Source organism: Streptomyces sp. NPDC127084 (genome assembly GCF_042724175.1).
Lineage (GTDB): Bacteria > Actinomycetota > Actinomycetes > Streptomycetales > Streptomycetaceae > Streptomyces.
This window is the reverse complement of record NZ_JBHXFA010000012.1, coordinates 26,159-41,604: the sequence shown is the minus strand read 5'-3', so window position 1 is coordinate 41,604 and position 15,446 is coordinate 26,159. Positions and strand designations below refer to the sequence as shown.

The following is a 15,446-nucleotide window of genomic DNA, read 5'->3' as shown; positions in this document are numbered from 1 at the left end:
GCCCCCCGGCCCCCGGGCCCCCCGTGTTGGGGGCCCCCGGGGCGCGGCCCCGGGGGCCCGGGGCCCGCCCCCCCCCCCCCCCCGGGGCGGGCGCGGGGTGCCGGGCCTCCCCACTGCCTACTTGAGCTTCGTGCCCGCGGAACGCAGTGCCTGGCAGGCCTCCAGGACACGCGCGGCCATGCCCGCCTCAGCCGACTTGCCCCAGCTGCGCGGGTCGTAGGTCTTCTTCGAGCCGACCTCGCCGTCGACCTTCAGCACACCGTCGTAGTTCCTGAACATGTGGTCCGCGACGGGACGCGTGAAGGCGTACTGGGTGTCGGTGTCCAGGTTCATCTTCACCACGCCGTTCTCCAGTGCGGTGGCGATCTCCTCGGCCGTGGAGCCGGAGCCGCCATGGAAGACGAAGTCGAACGGGGCGGAGTCGGCCGGCTTGCCGAACTTCGCCGCCACACCGGCCTGGAGGTCCTTGAGCAGCTCCGGACGGAGCACGACGTTGCCCGGCTTGTAGACGCCATGGACGTTTCCGAAGGACGCGGCCAGCAGGTAGCGGCCCTGCTCACCCAGCCCCAGGGCCTCCGCGGTGCGGATGGCGTCCTCGACGGTGGTGTAGAGCTCGTCGTTGATCTCGTGGGTGACGCCGTCCTCCTCGCCGCCGGTCGGGGTGATCTCGACCTCAAGGATGATCTTGGCGGCGGCGGCCCGGGGCAGCAGTTCCTGGGCGATGGCCAGGTTGTCGGCCAGGGTCTCGGCGGAGCCGTCCCACATGTGGGACTGGAACAGCGGGGCCTGTCCGTTGGCGACGCGCTGCTCGGAGATGGCGAGCAGCGGCCGGACATAGCTGTCCAGCTTGTCCTTGGGGCAGTGGTCGGTGTGCAGCGCGATGTTGACGTCGTACTTCGCGGCGACGATGTGGGCGAACTCGGCGAGGGCGACGGCGCCGGTCACCATGTCCTTGTTGTGCTGGCCGCCGAGGAACTCGGCGCCACCGGTGGAAATCTGGACGATGCCGTCGCTCTCGGCCTCAGCGAAACCGCGCAGCGCAGCGTGCAGGGTCTGGGACGAGGTGACATTGATGGCCGGGTAGGCGAACTTGCCTGCCTTCGCCCGGTCGAGCATCTCGTTGTAGACCTCGGGGGTTGCGATGGGCATCTGTCCGCTCCTTGTGATGTGCGGTGTGCGTTGCTAGGCCCTGACCTGGGGGGCGACGTCATCGTCGCACCTATCTTTCCAGACGCCCGCGGGGAGGCCCAGGGTCCTGCGGGGAAGGGGCGGGCGTTTCACGTGAAACCTCGCGGAACCTCGCTGAGCCCCACGGAACCTCGTGAAGCGCACGCCCCTCGCCGCATCAGTCCAGACCGAGATCAGAGAGCTGGAAACCGGTCAGATAGGGCAGACCGGCCTCCGCGATGGCCCCGGCCGCTCCCCGGTCCACGATCGTGGCCACCGCGACCACCTCGCCGCCCGCCTCACGGACCGCCTCCACGGCGGTGAGCGGGGAGCCACCGGTGGTGGAGGTGTCCTCGACCACCAGGCAGCGCCGGCCCTTGACGTCGGCGCCCTCGATACGGCGCTGCATACCGTGGGCCTTCTGGGCCTTCCGTACGACGAATGCGTCCAGCCGCTCACCGCGGGCGGCGGAGGCGTGCAGCATCGAGGTCGCCACCGGGTCGGCCCCGAGGGTCAGGCCGCCGACGCAGTCGTAGTCCAGATCCTTGGTCAGATCGAGCATCACCTGACCGACCATGGGCGCGGCCTCGCCATCCAGCGTGATCCGGCGGAGGTCGATGTAGTAGTCGGCCTCACGACCCGACGAGAGGGTCACCTTGCCGTGCACCACGGCCTTGTCCTTGATCTGCTGGAGCAGCTCAGCACGTACGTCAGTCATGGTCACGAGCTTAGATGCCGTCCTCCGCCGACGGCCTACCCGAGCCTCCGCCATGTCCAGGTCGCGGACATTTCCAGCGGGTCGATGGGTGTCACGAGGCGGGGGTCGGTGTTCAGCCCGTTCGGCGGGCCGGACTGGGGTTCCACGCAGACGGCCTCCGGCTGCTCGTCGTAGACCACCACCCACGGCGCCCGGCTGGTGACCTTGAGCTCAAGACGCTCGGGCCAGGTGATCGCGACATCGACCCCGCCGGTCATCCCGAAGCAGTCGTCCCACGGCCCGGGGGTAGGGCCGATCCTGCGACCGGTGGGCAGGTGGTCGTCGCCGCGCTCCTCCTGCCAGTCGGGGGTGAACGTGAGCTGCGCGTCCTTGCCGTCGGGGAAGGGGTTGCGCAGGAACCAGGGGTGCCAGCCGGCCTGGGCGGGGAAGGAGTCGCCGTAGGTCTCGACGCCGAGCCGGAGCGTGAGGGAGTCCTCGGCCAGCTCGAAGATCTGGGTGACCCGTCCGGTGTACGGCCAGGGCTCGGCGAGGTCGTAGGTGAACGCGGCGGTGGTAGGCGTCGATCCCGGCGCCAGGCGCCAGACCGAGTCGCGGCCGGTGCCGTGGATGGCGTGCGGCGGGGAGTTCAACGGCAACTGATGGACGATCGCGCCGTTGCGGAACCGGCCGTCACTGGTCCTGCCGCAGAACGGCACCATGGGGAAGCAGCCATAGCGTTCGCCTTGCCGGAGAAGCTCGGTCCCCGCGATCCGCAGACTGCTGATCCGGCAGCCGTTGACGGGGGCCACGGTCAACTCGACGTCTCCGGCACTGAGCCGGACCTCTTCGCTACTCACACCCCGACACTACTGGCCTACAACCGCCTGCGCCGCAGGGCGCGTCCGACAACCACCGCGGATGCGATGGCGATTGCCGCGGCGGGCCCGATCCAGCGCAGCGCCCCGGCCGCGGCCGCGGACTGGGGAGCGGGCACGGGCGCGTACCGGCCGCGCGGAGGCGCGTGGTCGACCTCCTCGGCGCTGCGCCCGATCATGGTGCGCCGGGCGTGGGCCGCCTCGGCGGGGGGTTCGCCGGCAGCGCCGAACTCGTCCTGTGCCAGGGGGTCCAGGGCTGAGGGGGGTACGTCGACGTCGAAGACGGAGCCGCCGTTCACACCGTTCGCGCCGGTCGTACGGTTGTCATCGGTCGTACCGTTGCCATCGGTCGTGCGGTTGTCATCGGCGCCGTTGCCGCCACTAGCGTCGCTCACACCCGCGGTGCCGTTCGTCCCGTCTTCCCCGCGCGCGCCCTCGGCCCAGAGGTCCTCATCGGCGGTGTCCTGTGCCTTGTCCGTACCCGGGCCCGCATCCGTCTCCTCGGCAGGCTCAGCCGTCGCCCCGGCACCGGCGGGAGACGGGCCGCCCCGCGCCAGCAGCGTGAGACCCGAGGCGAAACGCTCCAGCAGACGGATCGCCGTCTGCGCGGTCGCCTCCTGCGGCAGCCCGGCCAGACGGCCCTCCGCGTGCGAGGTGCCGCTGAAGCCGAGGGTCGTGCCGCCCTCCGCCGGGGTGAGCCGCAAGATCAGCGCCAGCTTCACGGCACCCGAGCCGCGCGCTTCGATCCCCTCGCCCTCGATGGCGAAGTCACCGCCCGACCGTTCGCTGATCCGCAGCTCCCCGCGATAGGTGATCGTGTGGCTGCCCACCCGGACCCTCAACCGGCCCGTGAGGGGGCCCGCCGAAGCATCCGCGTCACGTTGCAGACCAGGCACACAGCGCGCGACGCGCGCCGGGTCGGCCAGCGTCTGACGGAGGGCCTCTGCCGGAACCGGTACGAACACCTCATGCTCCATGGAAACCGAGCCTACTCAGCCCCGGCTCGCAGGTCGCCGTTCTCGCGTCGTCAATCCGTGTAGCGCGGGTGCAGCAGTGTCGACGGGGGGATGCCGTCCGGCCGCTCCTCCGCCAGGCTCACCGCCCCCGGTCCGAGCACCGTCCGCCCCGCCGGTCCGGCCGCCGGGCTTCCCGCCGCCGGTCCGGCCGCCGGGCTTCCCGCAGCGCCGTCCCCCGCAGTCGCCGAGGTCGCCGCCCTGGTTGCAGCCAGCACAAAGCCGCGTCCCGGCAGCCCCGGCACCCGGTAAGGAACCGTCGCGAGCCCGGCCGAGCGCATGGTGGTCTCCACCGTCCAGTACGCACGGGAGCCGTCCGCGAGCGGTCCGGCGCTCACCGCCATCCGCCCGTCCCCGGCCAGCACTTCGGCCGCGAGCCCGTAGAACTCCTGCGAGTACAGCTTCGTGCCGGACGGGGTCGTCGGCGCCGGCAGGTCCGCGACGACCACGTCGTACGCCCCGGCGCGGGCGGTACGCAGCCAGTCGAAGGCATCCGCGCACACCACCCGCAGCCTCGGATCCCGGTAGACCTTCCCGTTCAGCTCACTGAGCGCCGGGTTCGTACGGGCCAGCCTGACCAGCCCGGGGTCCCGCTCCACCAGGGTCACCGTGCGCACCCCCGCGTGCCGCAGCACCTCGCGGGCCGCCAGTCCGTCGCCGCCGCCGAGGATCAGCACCCGCGCGTGCGGACCGCGCATCGCCCCGCGTACCAGGGCCTGCCGGTAGCGCCCCGCGTCGTGGCCGCTCACCCGCAGACGCCCGTCCAGGAACAGGTCCAGGGGGCCCTTGCGCGCCCCGGTCAGCACGATCTCCTGCATGCCGGTGCGTACGGCGACCCGGACCGGTTCCCCGTAGAACGCCCGGCGTGCCGCCGACTCGAATTCCCCGACCAGCACGGTGGTCGTGGCCAGCAGCACCAGCACCATCGCGTTGGCCACCAGCAGCCAGCCTCGGGCGCGTACCGAGAGGTCGTCCCGGAACAGCCACAGCACCAGGACCCCGCCCGCCACCACGTTCACCGCGCCGGTCAGCAGGGCACCGGTGAGCTGCCCGAGCCAGGGCAGGAGCAGGAAGGGGAAGGCGAGACCGCCGACCAGGGCGCCCACATAGTCCGCGGCGAACAGGTCGGCGACCGTGCCCACCGCGTCCTGTTCGGCTTCCTCGTGCCGCTCGCGCCGCTCGTACCGCTCGTGCTGCGTCTGCCGCACGTGGCCGGCGCGCCGGGAAGCCCGCTGGATCAGCGACATCAGCAGCGGGATCTCCGCCCCGATCAGCACCCCGATCGCCAGCGAGAACACCACCAGCGCGGGCCGCGCCTCACCGAACCAGGCGAACGCCCCGTACAGCACCAGCGCCGAGCTGCCGCCGATCAGCGCCAGCGCCGCCTCCACCAGGGCGAAACCGACGGCCGCATGGCAGCGCAGTCGCTTGGCCAGCAGTGAGCCGAGGCCCATCGCGAAGACCATCACGGACAGGACCACGGATGCCTGGGTGACCGAGTCACCGCCCACATACGAGGCGAGCGCGACCAGTTCGAGCTCGTACACCAGCCCGCAGGCGGCACAGACGAAGACCACGAGGAGGACCGGGAACCGGCCCCGCCCGGGGCGGACGGACGCGTGAGGCGCCGCCACCCCGCCGGGCGCCTTCCGCGCCCCGCCGAGCGGCTGTCCCGCGTCGCCGCCGCCGAACGTTCGCTCGCCGCTGTGCGGCAGTACGGCGGGTGGCGCTGGCGGCGGCGGGTCGGTCATGGTGTAACGCTACGTCACATCGGCATGTACACCTTGTCACCCACACGGGTGCAATTGCCGCAAAATGCCGCTCCGGTGTGTGAAATCAGAGCGCGGCGGGCACGCGTGCGCCCACCCTGGTACGTGTCACCACCAACTGCCCTTCCTGCGGGTACGCGTGCCAGGTGCGCCATCGCACCTGGCCGTCGAGGCGCTGCGCCACCATCGCGGTGAACGCGTGCGGCGAGCCGGGGAACGTACCGGCGAGCCCGTTCGGATGGTCGGCGACCAGCGAGAGCAACTCCTGTGCGCGGCCCGCGAACGAGCCCTGCGACAGGGTCTCGACATGCGCCGCGAACTGGTACTCCCACGCACCGATCCGCTTGGCCACGCCCAGCGGCAGCGGGGTGCTGCTGCCCGGGATACAGGCCACGGTCTCGGAGCAGACACCCTGCTCCTCTTCGAGCAGCACCTGGTGCGAGGCGCCGAGCAGCCTCAACTGCAACTTCGCGCCCGCCAGTTCGATATCCAGGACGGCGAGGGCGGGCAGCGGTTCCCGACCCAGCGCCCACGCCAGATCGGCTGCGCGGGTGTCGGTGTAGGACGTCTTCAGGGTCGTGAGCATGGGTCGGCTCCGCAGACACGCGTAACGGGTTGACGGGCGGTCCGGGACGCCCCGGAGCAGGCACAGGGGTAAGGGACCGCCTGCTCGGCGCCCCGCTTCAGGGCCCGAGGGCTGGAGGTTCTCCACAGCGAGGGAATCATGAGGTGAGCGCCGGTCACAGGGCTTTTACCCAACCGGGCACGGATTCCATCCCCCCGGGGGCCTTACTGTTCAACTGTTCAACTGAATTGCATCCCGAACGTCAATGTGACGACGCCCGGGTGAGGTTGGACCTCACCCGGGCGCATGTTCCGCGCATCCATGTCATCCGCATGTGCCGCTCAGCTGCCGCCTCCGCCGCAGCCGCCCCCGCCCCCGCCGCAGGACGACGAGGAACCGCACGACGAACCCCCGCCGCCGCACGACGAACTACCACCGTGGCTCGACGCCCACCAGGAACCGGTGCTGCTGGCGCCGGTGCCACTGCCACGACGCGACCGGCGCCCGCGGCCGGACACCGAGCGGACCGCCACCACGACGACGAAAAGTACGAAAAACCCGACGAAAACGATGACTGCTGTCAACGTCGCCACCTCCCCGTTGCTTCTTGCTGTGCCGGGCTCGACTTCGCCCTGCTGTGCGTTCGCTCCGCACGTGACAGGGGGATGCCCCCGCTCCTGGGCAGCCAAAGCAGACTTGAGGAAGTCCAGAGGTTGCGCGCGCTTCAGCCGATCCGGCCGCCTGCCTCCACCAGCCGTTCCACCGCCTGCCGGATCGACGCCTCGCTCCGGCAGAACGAGAACCGCACCAGCCAGGACGGGGCGTCAGCGCCGACATAGAACGCCGAGGTCGGAATGCCCACCACACCGGCGCGCTCCGGCAGGTCCCGGCAGAATCCGACCCCGTCGTCATATCCCCAGGGCCGCACATCCGCCTGTACGAAGTAGCCACCCTCCGCGCGCAGCGGACGCAGCCCGGCGCGGGCCAGGCCGGCGCTGAGCAGATCGCGATTCGCCCGCAGGGACTCACGCAGGCCGGCAGCCCACCCCTCCACCGAGCCCAGCGCCTTCGCGATGGCCTCCTGGTACGGAGTGCCCGACGCGTACGTCAGGAACTGCTTGGCGGCGTTCACGGCCTTGACCAGGGGCGCCGGGCCGCAGACCCAGCCGACCTTCCAGCCGGTCACGTTGAACGTCTTGCCCGCGGACGAGATCACCAGCGTGCGCTCGCGCATACCGGGCAGCGCCGCGATGGACCGGTGCCGCACGCCGTCGGCGTACACGAGATGCTCGTACACCTCGTCCGTGACGACGGTCAGGGATCGCTCGACGCAGAGCTCGGCGATCGCCGACAGCTCGTCGTCCGTGAACACCTTGCCCGTCGGGTTGTGCGGGCTGTTCAGCAGCAGCACCTTGGTCCGGTCCGTCACGGCGGCACGCAGGGCTTCCGGATCGAGGGCGAAACCGTCCCCGTCCCCGTCCCCGCCTCCATCTCCGCCCAGCGTCAGCGGGACAGGGACCAGCCGGGCACCGGCCAGCCGCGCGTCCGCCGCGTAGGCGTCGTAGCAGGGGTCGAAGGCGATGACCTCGTCCCCCGGATCGCACAGCGCGAGCAGCGCGGCGGCGAGTGCCTCGGTGGCGCCGGTGGTCACCAGCACCTCGCCGTCCGGCCGGTAGTCGAGACCGTATCGCCGGCGCTGATGGGCGGCGACGGCCTCGCGCAGGGCCGGGAAGCCGACGGCGGGCGGGTACTGGTTGCTGCCCGTCAGCACGGCGTCCGACACGTCCTCGAGCAGCTCGGCGGGGCTGTCCAGCTCCGGGACGCCCTGCCCGAGGTTCACGGCGCCGGTACGCCGCGCCAGCTCCGTCATCTCGGTGAAGACCGACGTCCCCATGCCCCGCACCCGCGCCGCGGAATCCCCACGCACCGTTCGCACCCCCGTCGAGTAAGACCAGCCGATTCGAGTCCAGCGGCCACCCTAGGCCGTCGCCCGTGAGACGTCATCGGGCCGCCACCCGGATGGGCGCTCCGGGCTCGCGCCAGGCCCGTGCGCCGCTGAGGGTCGGGATGACTGGCCGATCACGCGCGCACGGAGGTGTCCCCTGTCCGCCGAGACGTTCGACGAGGCGTCAGACGCGTCGGTCGATGCCCAGCCCGCGGCCCTCGCCCGGTCCACCGGCCGTGCCCGGACCGCTCCCCGGCTGCGCGCGGCGCTGCGCCGGGCCGCTCCCGCGCTGGGACTCTTCGCGGCGGCGCGGCTTACGGGTATGGGGCTGATGGCCCTGTGGGCGTGGCACATCGGCAAGTCTCCGAGGGTGCTGCTCGCCACCTCCTGGGACTCCGACTGGTACAGCCGGATCGCCGCCCACGGCTATGGACGAACGCTGCACTGGCCGGACGGCGCCGTGCAGTCCGATCTCGCGTTCTTCCCGCTCTATCCCGGCCTCATCCGGTCCCTGACCACCGCGCTGCCGGTGACCGGGGGCACGGCGGGGCTGATGCTGTCCTGGGCGGCGGCCGGAGCGGCGGCCTGGGGGGTGTACGCCCTCGTCGAACGGCTCTACGACCGGCGTCTGGCGACCGTGGTCGTGCTGCTGTGGGGCCTGCTGCCGCACTCGATCGTGCTGACCATGGCGTACACCGAGCCGCTGCTGGCCGCGTTCGCCGCCTGGTCGCTCTACGCCCTGGTGACGCGGCGCCCGCTGTGGGCCGGCTCGCTGGCGGCGCTGGCGGGACTGACCCGGCCCAACGGGATCGCGGTCGGGGCGGCGGTGTGCGCGGTGGTGGCGTACCGGCTGTTCACCCGCGGGAGGCGCGCGGGCAGAGGCAACGCCAACAGGGGTGAGGAGGCTGTCTGGCGGCTGTGCGCCGCGGCGGCGCTGGCCCCGGCCGGCTGGGGAGGCTATCTGCTGTGGGTGGGGCTGCGTACGGGCGACCCGGTCGGCGGCTACTTCGCCGTGCAGAGCGGCTGGACCTCGCGCTTCGACCTTGGAGCCGGAGCGCTGCGGGTGGTGCGGTCGATGGTGACCACCCCGGCGTTCTTCGGCTTCCCGATGGCGCTGGTGATCACCTGCGCCGGTGTACTGCTGCTGGTGCTGCTCCTGCTGGAGCGGCCCTCACTGCCGCTCGGCGTCTACGCCGGGGTGCTGGTGCTGATCACCGTCGGAGGCTCGGGGTTCTTCGAGTCCAAACCGCGTTTCCTGCTGCCCGCGTTCCCGCTGCTGATCCCGCTGGCCCTGGCCTTGACCCGGGCACGGCCAAGGGCGGCGATCACGGTGATCGCCGCCCTTGCCGGTGTGTCGTTCGCCTACGGGACCTATCTGCTGACGCTGGCCCCACTGGCGCTGTGATGAAACGGTGCTCCGAGACTCAGCTCTCGTCGGCCGGCTTCTCGTCCTCGCCACCGTCCGCCGCAGCGGGCTCGAGTCCGAGCTGCTCCACGAGCCACTTGTCGAACTCGATCGAAGCGCGCACCCAGCTGACCGTGGACGAGACGAAGTGCTCCAGGCTGACGCCGGTGCCGATCAGCATCTGCGCCTCGCCGATGAGACGGAGCGACGGCTTGCCGCCCTCCGCACCCTCGTCGCCCTCGTCGCCCTCGTGCGTGTGGGTGTAGACCTTCGGCCACAGGGTGCGGCGGTTCCAGTCGTCGATCGTGTCCAGGATCTGCGCCCGGTCCGCGATGTCGAACGGACGGTCGTAGAACGTGCGCACCGAGAAGACCTGCTGCTCGTCCTCACCGCGGAACATGAAGTAGGTGCGGAAGTCCTCCCACGGGGCCGCGAGGTCACCCTCGTCGTCCGTGACGTACTTCAGTTCCATCTGGTCGAGAAGCTGCTTGACCAGGTCCTGGTCGGGCACCACGGGGCCCGGCGCCGGTCCGGGCTGCGGCTGGGGCTGGCCCCCGAAATTCGGAATCGAGGACGGGTCGATGCTCACGGGGTGATTCCCTTCATACGGATACGGCCATCCTCCCTTATGCCGGGCGGTGGCTGGCAACCCCCACAGGGGCTTGATCCATTCGTGTCCTGATCCCATGTCCGGGCGCACTCGCGCCCGGCCTCCGGTCCGCCGCCGGTGCGCCGGATTCCGGGCCGTTGGTGCGCCGGATTCCGGGCCGCCGGTTGGCCGGGTTCCGGGGTCGGTGCCGGCGACCGGGGCCGGGTCGGCGGACGGATCGCCGGCCCGGTCCACCCGCTGCGGCGGCCACGGTCACGCCGTGCCGACGATCAGCCCCTCCCCGACCCGATCGACGCGCACGTGGTCCCCGTCCTTGATACCGCCCGCGAGGATCTCCCGGGCCAGCCGGTCCCCGATCGCGGTCTGGACGAGCCTGCGCAGCGGCCGGGCACCGTACGCGGGGTCGTTGCCCTCCTCCGCGAGCCACTCCAGCGCCGCCGGAGTGACCTCCAGAGTGAGCCTGCGCTCGGCGAGGCGCTTGGCGAGGCGCTCGATCTGGAGCTCGGCGATCCTGGCCAGTTCGTCCTTCGACAGGGCGGAGAACACCACCAGGTCGTCCAGCCGGTTGAGGAACTCCGGCTTGAACGAGGCCCGCACGACCTCCAGGACCTGCTGCTTCTTCTCCTCCTCGCTGGTCAGCGGCTCCATCAGATACTGGCTGCCCAGGTTGGAGGTGAGGATCAGGATGGTGTTGCGGAAGTCGACCGTACGGCCCTGTCCGTCCGTCAGCCGGCCGTCGTCCAGGACCTGGAGCAGGATGTCGAAGACCTCCGGGTGCGCCTTCTCCACCTCGTCCAGCAGGACCACGCTGTACGGGCGGCGGCGCACCGCCTCGGTGAGCTGCCCGCCCTCCTCGTAGCCGACATAGCCGGGAGGCGCCCCGACCAGCCGGGCGACGGAGTGCTTCTCGCCGTACTCGGACATGTCGATACGGACCATGGCCCGCTCGTCGTCGAACAGGAAGTCCGCCAGCGCCTTCGCCAGCTCCGTCTTGCCGACACCGGTCGGCCCGAGGAACAGGAACGACCCGGTGGGCCGATCCGGGTCCGAGATGCCCGCCCGGGAGCGGCGTACCGCGTCGGACACCGCGCGTACGGCCTCGGTCTGGCCGATCAGGCGCCGGCCCAGCTCGTCTTCCATGCGCAGCAGCTTCTGGGTCTCGCCCTCGAGCAGCCGTCCGGCCGGGATACCGGTCCACGAGGACACCACGTCCGCGATGTCGTCGGGGCCGACCTCCTCCTTGACCATGGTGTCCTTGGCGGCCTCCGCCTGGGCCTCCGCCTCGGTGGCCTCCTCCAGCTCGCGCTCCAGTGCCGGGATCTCCCCGTAGAGCAGCTTGGACGCGCTGTCGAAGTCACCGTCGCGCTGGGCGCGCTCGGCCTGCCCGCGCAAGCTGTCCAGCCGTTCCTTCAGCTCACCGACCCGGTTGAGGGACTCCTTCTCCTTCTCCCAGCGGGCGGTGAGACCGCGCAGCTCCTCCTCGCGGTCGGCGAGGTCGCGGCGCAGCTTCTCCAGGCGCTGCTTGCTCGCCTCGTCGGTCTCGTTCTTGAGCGCGAGCTCCTCCATCCGCAGCCGGTCGACGGAGCGCTGGAGCTCGTCGATCTCGACCGGGGAGGAGTCGATCTCCATCCGCAGCCGGGACGCCGACTCGTCCACCAGGTCGATGGCCTTGTCCGGCAGGAACCGCGAAGTGATGTAGCGGTCGGAGAGGGTCGCGGCGGCGACCAGCGCGCTGTCCGCGATCTGCACCTTGTGGTGGGCCTCGTAGCGGCCCTTGAGCCCGCGCAGGATCGCGATGGTGTCCTCGACGGTCGGCTCGGCGACCAGTACCTGCTGGAAGCGCCGTTCCAGGGCGGGGTCCTTCTCGATCCGCTCGCGGTACTCGTCCAGCGTGGTGGCGCCGACCATGCGCAGTTCGCCTCGCGCCAGCATGGGCTTCAGCATGTTGCCCGCGTCCATCGCCGAGTCGCCGCCGGCGCCCGCGCCGACGACGGTGTGCAGCTCATCGATGAAGGTGATGATCTGGCCGTCGCTCTCCTTGATCTCGGAGAGCACGGTCTTCAGCCGCTCCTCGAACTCACCGCGGTACTTCGCACCCGCAACCATCGCGCCCAGGTCCAGGGACACCAGGCGCTTGTTGCGCAGCGACTCGGGCACGTCGCCCTTGACGATGCGCTGGGCCAGACCCTCCACCACGGCGGTCTTGCCGACGCCGGGCTCACCGATCAGCACGGGGTTGTTCTTGGTGCGGCGGGACAGCACCTGTACGACCCGGCGGATCTCGTGGTCCCGTCCGATGACCGGGTCGAGCTTGCCCTCGCGGGCCGCGGCCGTGAAGTCCGTACCGAACTTCTCCAGCGCCTTGTACTGGCCCTCAGGATCGGCGGTGGTCACCCGTCGCGAGCCACGGGACTCCCGGAAGGCGGCCAGCAGCTTCTTCGCCGTGGCGCCCTGCCCGCTCAGCACATCGGCGCTGCGACCGCCCTTGTCGGCGACGCCGATCAGCAGGTGCTCCGTCGAGAGGTACTCGTCGCCGAGTTCCTTGGCGCGGCGGTCCGCGTCGGCGATGACCGCGAGCAGCTCGCGGTTGGGCTGCGGCGGTGCGACGGTGGACCCGGTGACGCTGGGCAGATCGGCGAGCACCCGCTCGGCTCCGGCCCGTACGGCTGCCTGGTCCGCGTCCACGGCGGCGAGCAGGTCGGTGATGTTCTCGTTGTCCTGACCCGCGAGGAGTGCGAGCAGGAGATGCGCGGGGGTCAGATCGGGGTGGCCCTCGGACACGGCTCGGCTGGAAGCGGCGTTGAGCGCGTCCCGGCTCCTGTTGGTCAGCTCGGCGTCCACGTGCGGTTTCTCCTCCTTTGGCGACCCTGATACCTATGACTTATACAGGGTACACAAAGTTGAGTCGATTCCACTCAAGAAGGCAGCCCGTGAACGCGGAAAAGCACAGCGGCGCCATCGTGTTTCAGGTCCACGATGGCGCCGCTGTGTGGGGGAGCACCTGAGCGATCTTGAACGACGGGGGAACCGCTCAGGCACTGCGGGGGGTGGCGGTGGTCTGCGATTCGACCAGCTGGTGATCGCGCTGATCGAGATTGACGAAAATCATGCCGTACCGGATGGCACAGCGAACGGGTTGCGGAGCCCCTCGGGGCCGCCGCAGGCAGCGGTAGGCACGGACGTCCTCGTCGTCGCCGCGGGCAACCACGATCGGCTCCCCGAAGAGCGTGACCTTCAACGAGTCCCCACGGCCGGGTACCGCCGTGACCAGATCGATGAAGTGCCAGCCTGATCGGTACGCGGTCGCCATCTCGCGACGGAAGATGCGGTCGTCCGGAGAGATACTCATGCGTCGACGCCTGCCGGGGCTGCGTCCCAGGTCGGCTCACCCTCCGCCGACGCGGGCGCGGCGTCCCAGGTGGGGTCACCCTCCGCCGACGCGACCGACACCGGCGCCGTATCCCATGTGGGCTCACCCTCTGCCAACGCGGGCGCGGCGTCCCAGGTGGGCTCACCCTTGGCCGCGGCGACGGACACCGGCGCGGTATCCCACGTGGGCTCGCCGCTGGCCGCGAGACCACCGAGTGCGGCCGCAACGGCTATAGCGCAAAGTGCACGAACCATCCTGGTCATCGCCGATCTCCACCTCTTTCAATCATTACCTCCTCCCCCGCGACTACGACGATGGCTCAGTCCGAACCCTTCCACCAGCGAGTGCAGGCATCATGTTCCTGTAATTCAGGACCCTGAGGGGGGTGCACATGGATGCGAAAAGGGGCGAATCGGGAGACGGGCACGGTCACAACGAGCTGTGTGAGGCGGGGAGAAGCCTCTATGCGTCTGCTCTGCGCAATGGCCGCATAGCCCGCTCCGAGGTGATCGACGCGCCCTGTCTCATCGAACTCGCCATGTTGCGCCCGGACCCGGACGACGCGCAATGGCTCCGTCCGATTCCGCCGTCCGTCGCTCTACACCAGCTCATACACCCGATCGAGCGGGAGATCCAGGAGCGAAGACGTCTCACGATGTCACTGACGGACGCCTTCGAGCCATTCATGACACTGAGCCCGAACGACGCGTCAACCACACACGCCATCACGGTGCTCGACGGCCTGAGCGTGATCAACACCGCGCTGGACCGCGCCATCGACGAATGCACCGAGGAGCTGCTGACCGTGCAACCCGGCAGCGGCCGCCCTCCCGCGACGCTCCAGGAAGGACTGCGGCGGGTCGAGACGATCATCGACCGAGGCGTCCGGATGCGGACGCTCTACCAGCACACTTCGCGCCACAACCCCTCCTCGATGGCCTATGTCGAACTGGTCACCCCGTACGGCGCGGAGGTCCGCACCCTTGAGGAGATCATCGACCGGCTCATCATCGTGGACCGGAAGGTGGCCTTCATACCCGCCCGCAGCGACCGCCGGGTCGCCCTGGAACTGCGCCACGAAGGCCTGGTGCAGTATCTCGTGGGCGTCTTCGAGCAGTTCTGGCTGCACGGCATCCCCTGGAACGACCAGGTCGTCTCCTACGCCCCGCAGTCGGACGGCATCAGCGGTGTGCAGCACTCCATAGCCAAGCTCCTCGTCGAGGGGCATGTCGACGAGGCCATCGCACGCCGCCTCGGGATGAACGTCCGCACCTGCCGCGCCCATATCGCGAAGCTGGCATCCACACTCGGCAGTGGCTCACGCGCGCAACTCGGCTATCTCATCGCCCGCTCGGGGATTCTGGAGCAGACAGAGTCCGATGAGCTCGTCGAACAGCAGGTCAAGCACAGCTGACAGCAGTCACGACCCTCCCCGACGGCGAGCAGGTCTGCTTCTTCGTCGACGTCCTCGACGACTCCTGGAACTCGTCCCTCAAGTGGACCGGCTCGGCCGCCGCCGTGGTGGTGACCGAGCTCGACACGACGCCGAGCGTGCCGACCCCGGAGGGTTCGCCGCTCTACGTCAGCGCCGAACCCGCGGCAGCCGGCGGGGGAAACCTCGTCGCCTGGCACGGACTCGACGCCTCGTCACCCGAGGCTGCGGGCGGCTGGCGGGTCTACCGCTGGAACCCTGCCACCGCCTCGTACGAGAAGCTCGTCGAGCTCCCCGCCGGCGCCGCCGACTACCTCGACACCGGCGCTGAGCGCGGCACCACCTCGTACTACTGGGTGACCGCCGTGGCAGCGGACGGCACCGAATCCCTTCCAGGGAGCGGCTGGGCGGTGAGCGCGCCCGGCGCCGGGGTGTAGCCCGCGCCACGGCCTCTGGCCGGTGCCGTGACGGCCCATGACGGCCCGGCAGCACGAAGGGGGCCGGTGGTCCTTTTTGTGCTGCCCGCCCCCTTGCTTGGCCGATTTGCCCGCGGCTCTGTTCTGAGGCCCCGCGGTGTGGGGGTGTATATTTGCGCTTA

The 15,446-nt window shown here is 70.5% G+C and carries 14 protein-coding genes; 3 read left to right on the top strand and 11 right to left on the bottom strand.

Annotated features, from left to right (window positions below; translation table 11 throughout):
* Positions 1–117 precede the first annotated feature (117 nt).
* From fbaA to ACFWI9_RS05035, 7 genes are all read right to left on the bottom strand, one after another.
* Positions 118–1,149 carry a class II fructose-bisphosphate aldolase gene (gene fbaA / locus ACFWI9_RS05065; RefSeq protein ID WP_387159120.1) on the bottom strand — a complete coding sequence of 344 codons (1,032 nt, stop codon included), beginning with the start codon at positions 1,147–1,149 and terminating at the stop codon, positions 118–120.
* A 196-nt stretch (positions 1,150–1,345) separates the two neighbouring features.
* The gene (pyrE, locus tag ACFWI9_RS05060) at positions 1,346–1,885 is read right to left on the bottom strand and encodes an orotate phosphoribosyltransferase (RefSeq protein WP_387159119.1); all 540 of its coding nucleotides are present in this window, start codon (positions 1,883–1,885) and stop codon (positions 1,346–1,348) included.
* Between the two features lie 35 nt (positions 1,886–1,920).
* Positions 1,921–2,721, bottom strand: a complete 801-nt coding sequence (locus ACFWI9_RS05055; protein WP_387159118.1) for an aldose 1-epimerase — start codon at positions 2,719–2,721, stop codon at positions 1,921–1,923.
* A gap of 17 nt (positions 2,722–2,738) precedes the next feature.
* A complete protein-coding gene (locus ACFWI9_RS05050) occupies positions 2,739–3,716 on the bottom strand; it encodes an SRPBCC domain-containing protein (RefSeq protein WP_387159117.1) in 978 nt (325 codons plus the stop codon).
* A gap of 50 nt (positions 3,717–3,766) precedes the next feature.
* The gene (locus ACFWI9_RS05045) at positions 3,767–5,503 is read right to left on the bottom strand and encodes a polyamine aminopropyltransferase (protein WP_387159116.1); all 1,737 of its coding nucleotides are present in this window, start codon (positions 5,501–5,503) and stop codon (positions 3,767–3,769) included.
* An 85-nt stretch (positions 5,504–5,588) separates the two neighbouring features.
* Entirely contained in the window at positions 5,589–6,107 is a 519-nt protein-coding gene (locus ACFWI9_RS05040) for a DUF2617 family protein (protein WP_387159115.1), read from the bottom strand.
* 703 nt (positions 6,108–6,810) lie between these two features.
* On the bottom strand, positions 6,811–7,980 hold the full coding sequence (locus ACFWI9_RS05035; protein WP_387159114.1) for an aminotransferase class I/II-fold pyridoxal phosphate-dependent enzyme: 1,170 nt from the start codon (positions 7,978–7,980) through the stop codon (positions 6,811–6,813).
* A gap of 373 nt (positions 7,981–8,353) precedes the next feature.
* On the opposite strand from ACFWI9_RS05035, the gene ACFWI9_RS05030 reads away from it, so the two are divergent.
* Complete coding sequence (locus ACFWI9_RS05030; RefSeq protein ID WP_387159113.1) at positions 8,354–9,436, top strand: hypothetical protein; 1,083 nt, start codon at positions 8,354–8,356, stop codon at positions 9,434–9,436.
* Between the two features lie 19 nt (positions 9,437–9,455).
* On the opposite strand, the gene ACFWI9_RS05025 is transcribed toward ACFWI9_RS05030, so the two are convergent.
* From ACFWI9_RS05025 to ACFWI9_RS05010, 4 genes are all read right to left on the bottom strand, one after another.
* Positions 9,456–10,025: a YbjN domain-containing protein gene (locus tag ACFWI9_RS05025; protein WP_387159112.1), complete on the bottom strand. Its 570-nt coding sequence runs from the start codon at positions 10,023–10,025 to the stop codon at positions 9,456–9,458.
* A gap of 273 nt (positions 10,026–10,298) precedes the next feature.
* Positions 10,299–12,887: an ATP-dependent chaperone ClpB gene (gene clpB, locus ACFWI9_RS05020; RefSeq protein WP_387159111.1), complete on the bottom strand. Its 2,589-nt coding sequence runs from the start codon at positions 12,885–12,887 to the stop codon at positions 10,299–10,301.
* 190 nt (positions 12,888–13,077) lie between these two features.
* Entirely contained in the window at positions 13,078–13,395 is a 318-nt protein-coding gene (locus ACFWI9_RS05015) for a (2Fe-2S)-binding protein (RefSeq protein WP_387159110.1), read from the bottom strand.
* Complete coding sequence (locus ACFWI9_RS05010) at positions 13,392–13,679, bottom strand: hypothetical protein (RefSeq protein WP_387159109.1); 288 nt, start codon at positions 13,677–13,679, stop codon at positions 13,392–13,394. Before ACFWI9_RS05010 ends, ACFWI9_RS05015 begins: the two co-directional genes overlap by 4 nt.
* Before the next feature lie 128 nt (positions 13,680–13,807).
* On the opposite strand from ACFWI9_RS05010, the gene ACFWI9_RS05005 reads away from it, so the two are divergent.
* Together ACFWI9_RS05005 and ACFWI9_RS05000 are read left to right on the top strand one after the other, a co-directional pair.
* A complete protein-coding gene (locus tag ACFWI9_RS05005; protein ID WP_387159108.1) occupies positions 13,808–14,830 on the top strand; it encodes a helix-turn-helix transcriptional regulator in 1,023 nt (340 codons plus the stop codon).
* A gap of 110 nt (positions 14,831–14,940) precedes the next feature.
* A complete protein-coding gene (locus ACFWI9_RS05000; protein WP_387159107.1) occupies positions 14,941–15,285 on the top strand; it encodes a hypothetical protein in 345 nt (114 codons plus the stop codon).
* The last annotated feature ends 161 nt before the right edge of the window (positions 15,286–15,446 follow it).

What these genes read in the sequence shown, in the direction of transcription:
- fbaA (WP_387159120.1), bottom strand. Translation starts at nt 1,149, where the DNA reads ATGCCCATCGCAACCCCCGAGGTCTACAACGAGATGCTCGACCGGGCG.
- pyrE (WP_387159119.1), bottom strand. Translation starts at nt 1,885, where the DNA reads ATGACTGACGTACGTGCTGAGCTGCTCCAGCAGATCAAGGACAAGGCC.
- ACFWI9_RS05050 (WP_387159117.1), bottom strand. Translation starts at nt 3,716, where the DNA reads ATGGAGCATGAGGTGTTCGTACCGGTTCCGGCAGAGGCCCTCCGTCAG.
- ACFWI9_RS05045 (WP_387159116.1), bottom strand. Translation starts at nt 5,503, where the DNA reads ATGACCGACCCGCCGCCGCCAGCGCCACCCGCCGTACTGCCGCACAGC.
- ACFWI9_RS05040 (WP_387159115.1), bottom strand. Translation starts at nt 6,107, where the DNA reads ATGCTCACGACCCTGAAGACGTCCTACACCGACACCCGCGCAGCCGAT.
- ACFWI9_RS05035 (WP_387159114.1), bottom strand. Translation starts at nt 7,980, where the DNA reads ATGGGGACGTCGGTCTTCACCGAGATGACGGAGCTGGCGCGGCGTACC.
- ACFWI9_RS05030 (WP_387159113.1), top strand. Translation starts at nt 8,354, where the DNA reads ATGGGGCTGATGGCCCTGTGGGCGTGGCACATCGGCAAGTCTCCGAGG.
- ACFWI9_RS05015 (WP_387159110.1), bottom strand. Translation starts at nt 13,395, where the DNA reads ATGAGTATCTCTCCGGACGACCGCATCTTCCGTCGCGAGATGGCGACC.
- ACFWI9_RS05010 (WP_387159109.1), bottom strand. Translation starts at nt 13,679, where the DNA reads ATGACCAGGATGGTTCGTGCACTTTGCGCTATAGCCGTTGCGGCCGCA.
- ACFWI9_RS05005 (WP_387159108.1), top strand. Translation starts at nt 13,808, where the DNA reads ATGGATGCGAAAAGGGGCGAATCGGGAGACGGGCACGGTCACAACGAG.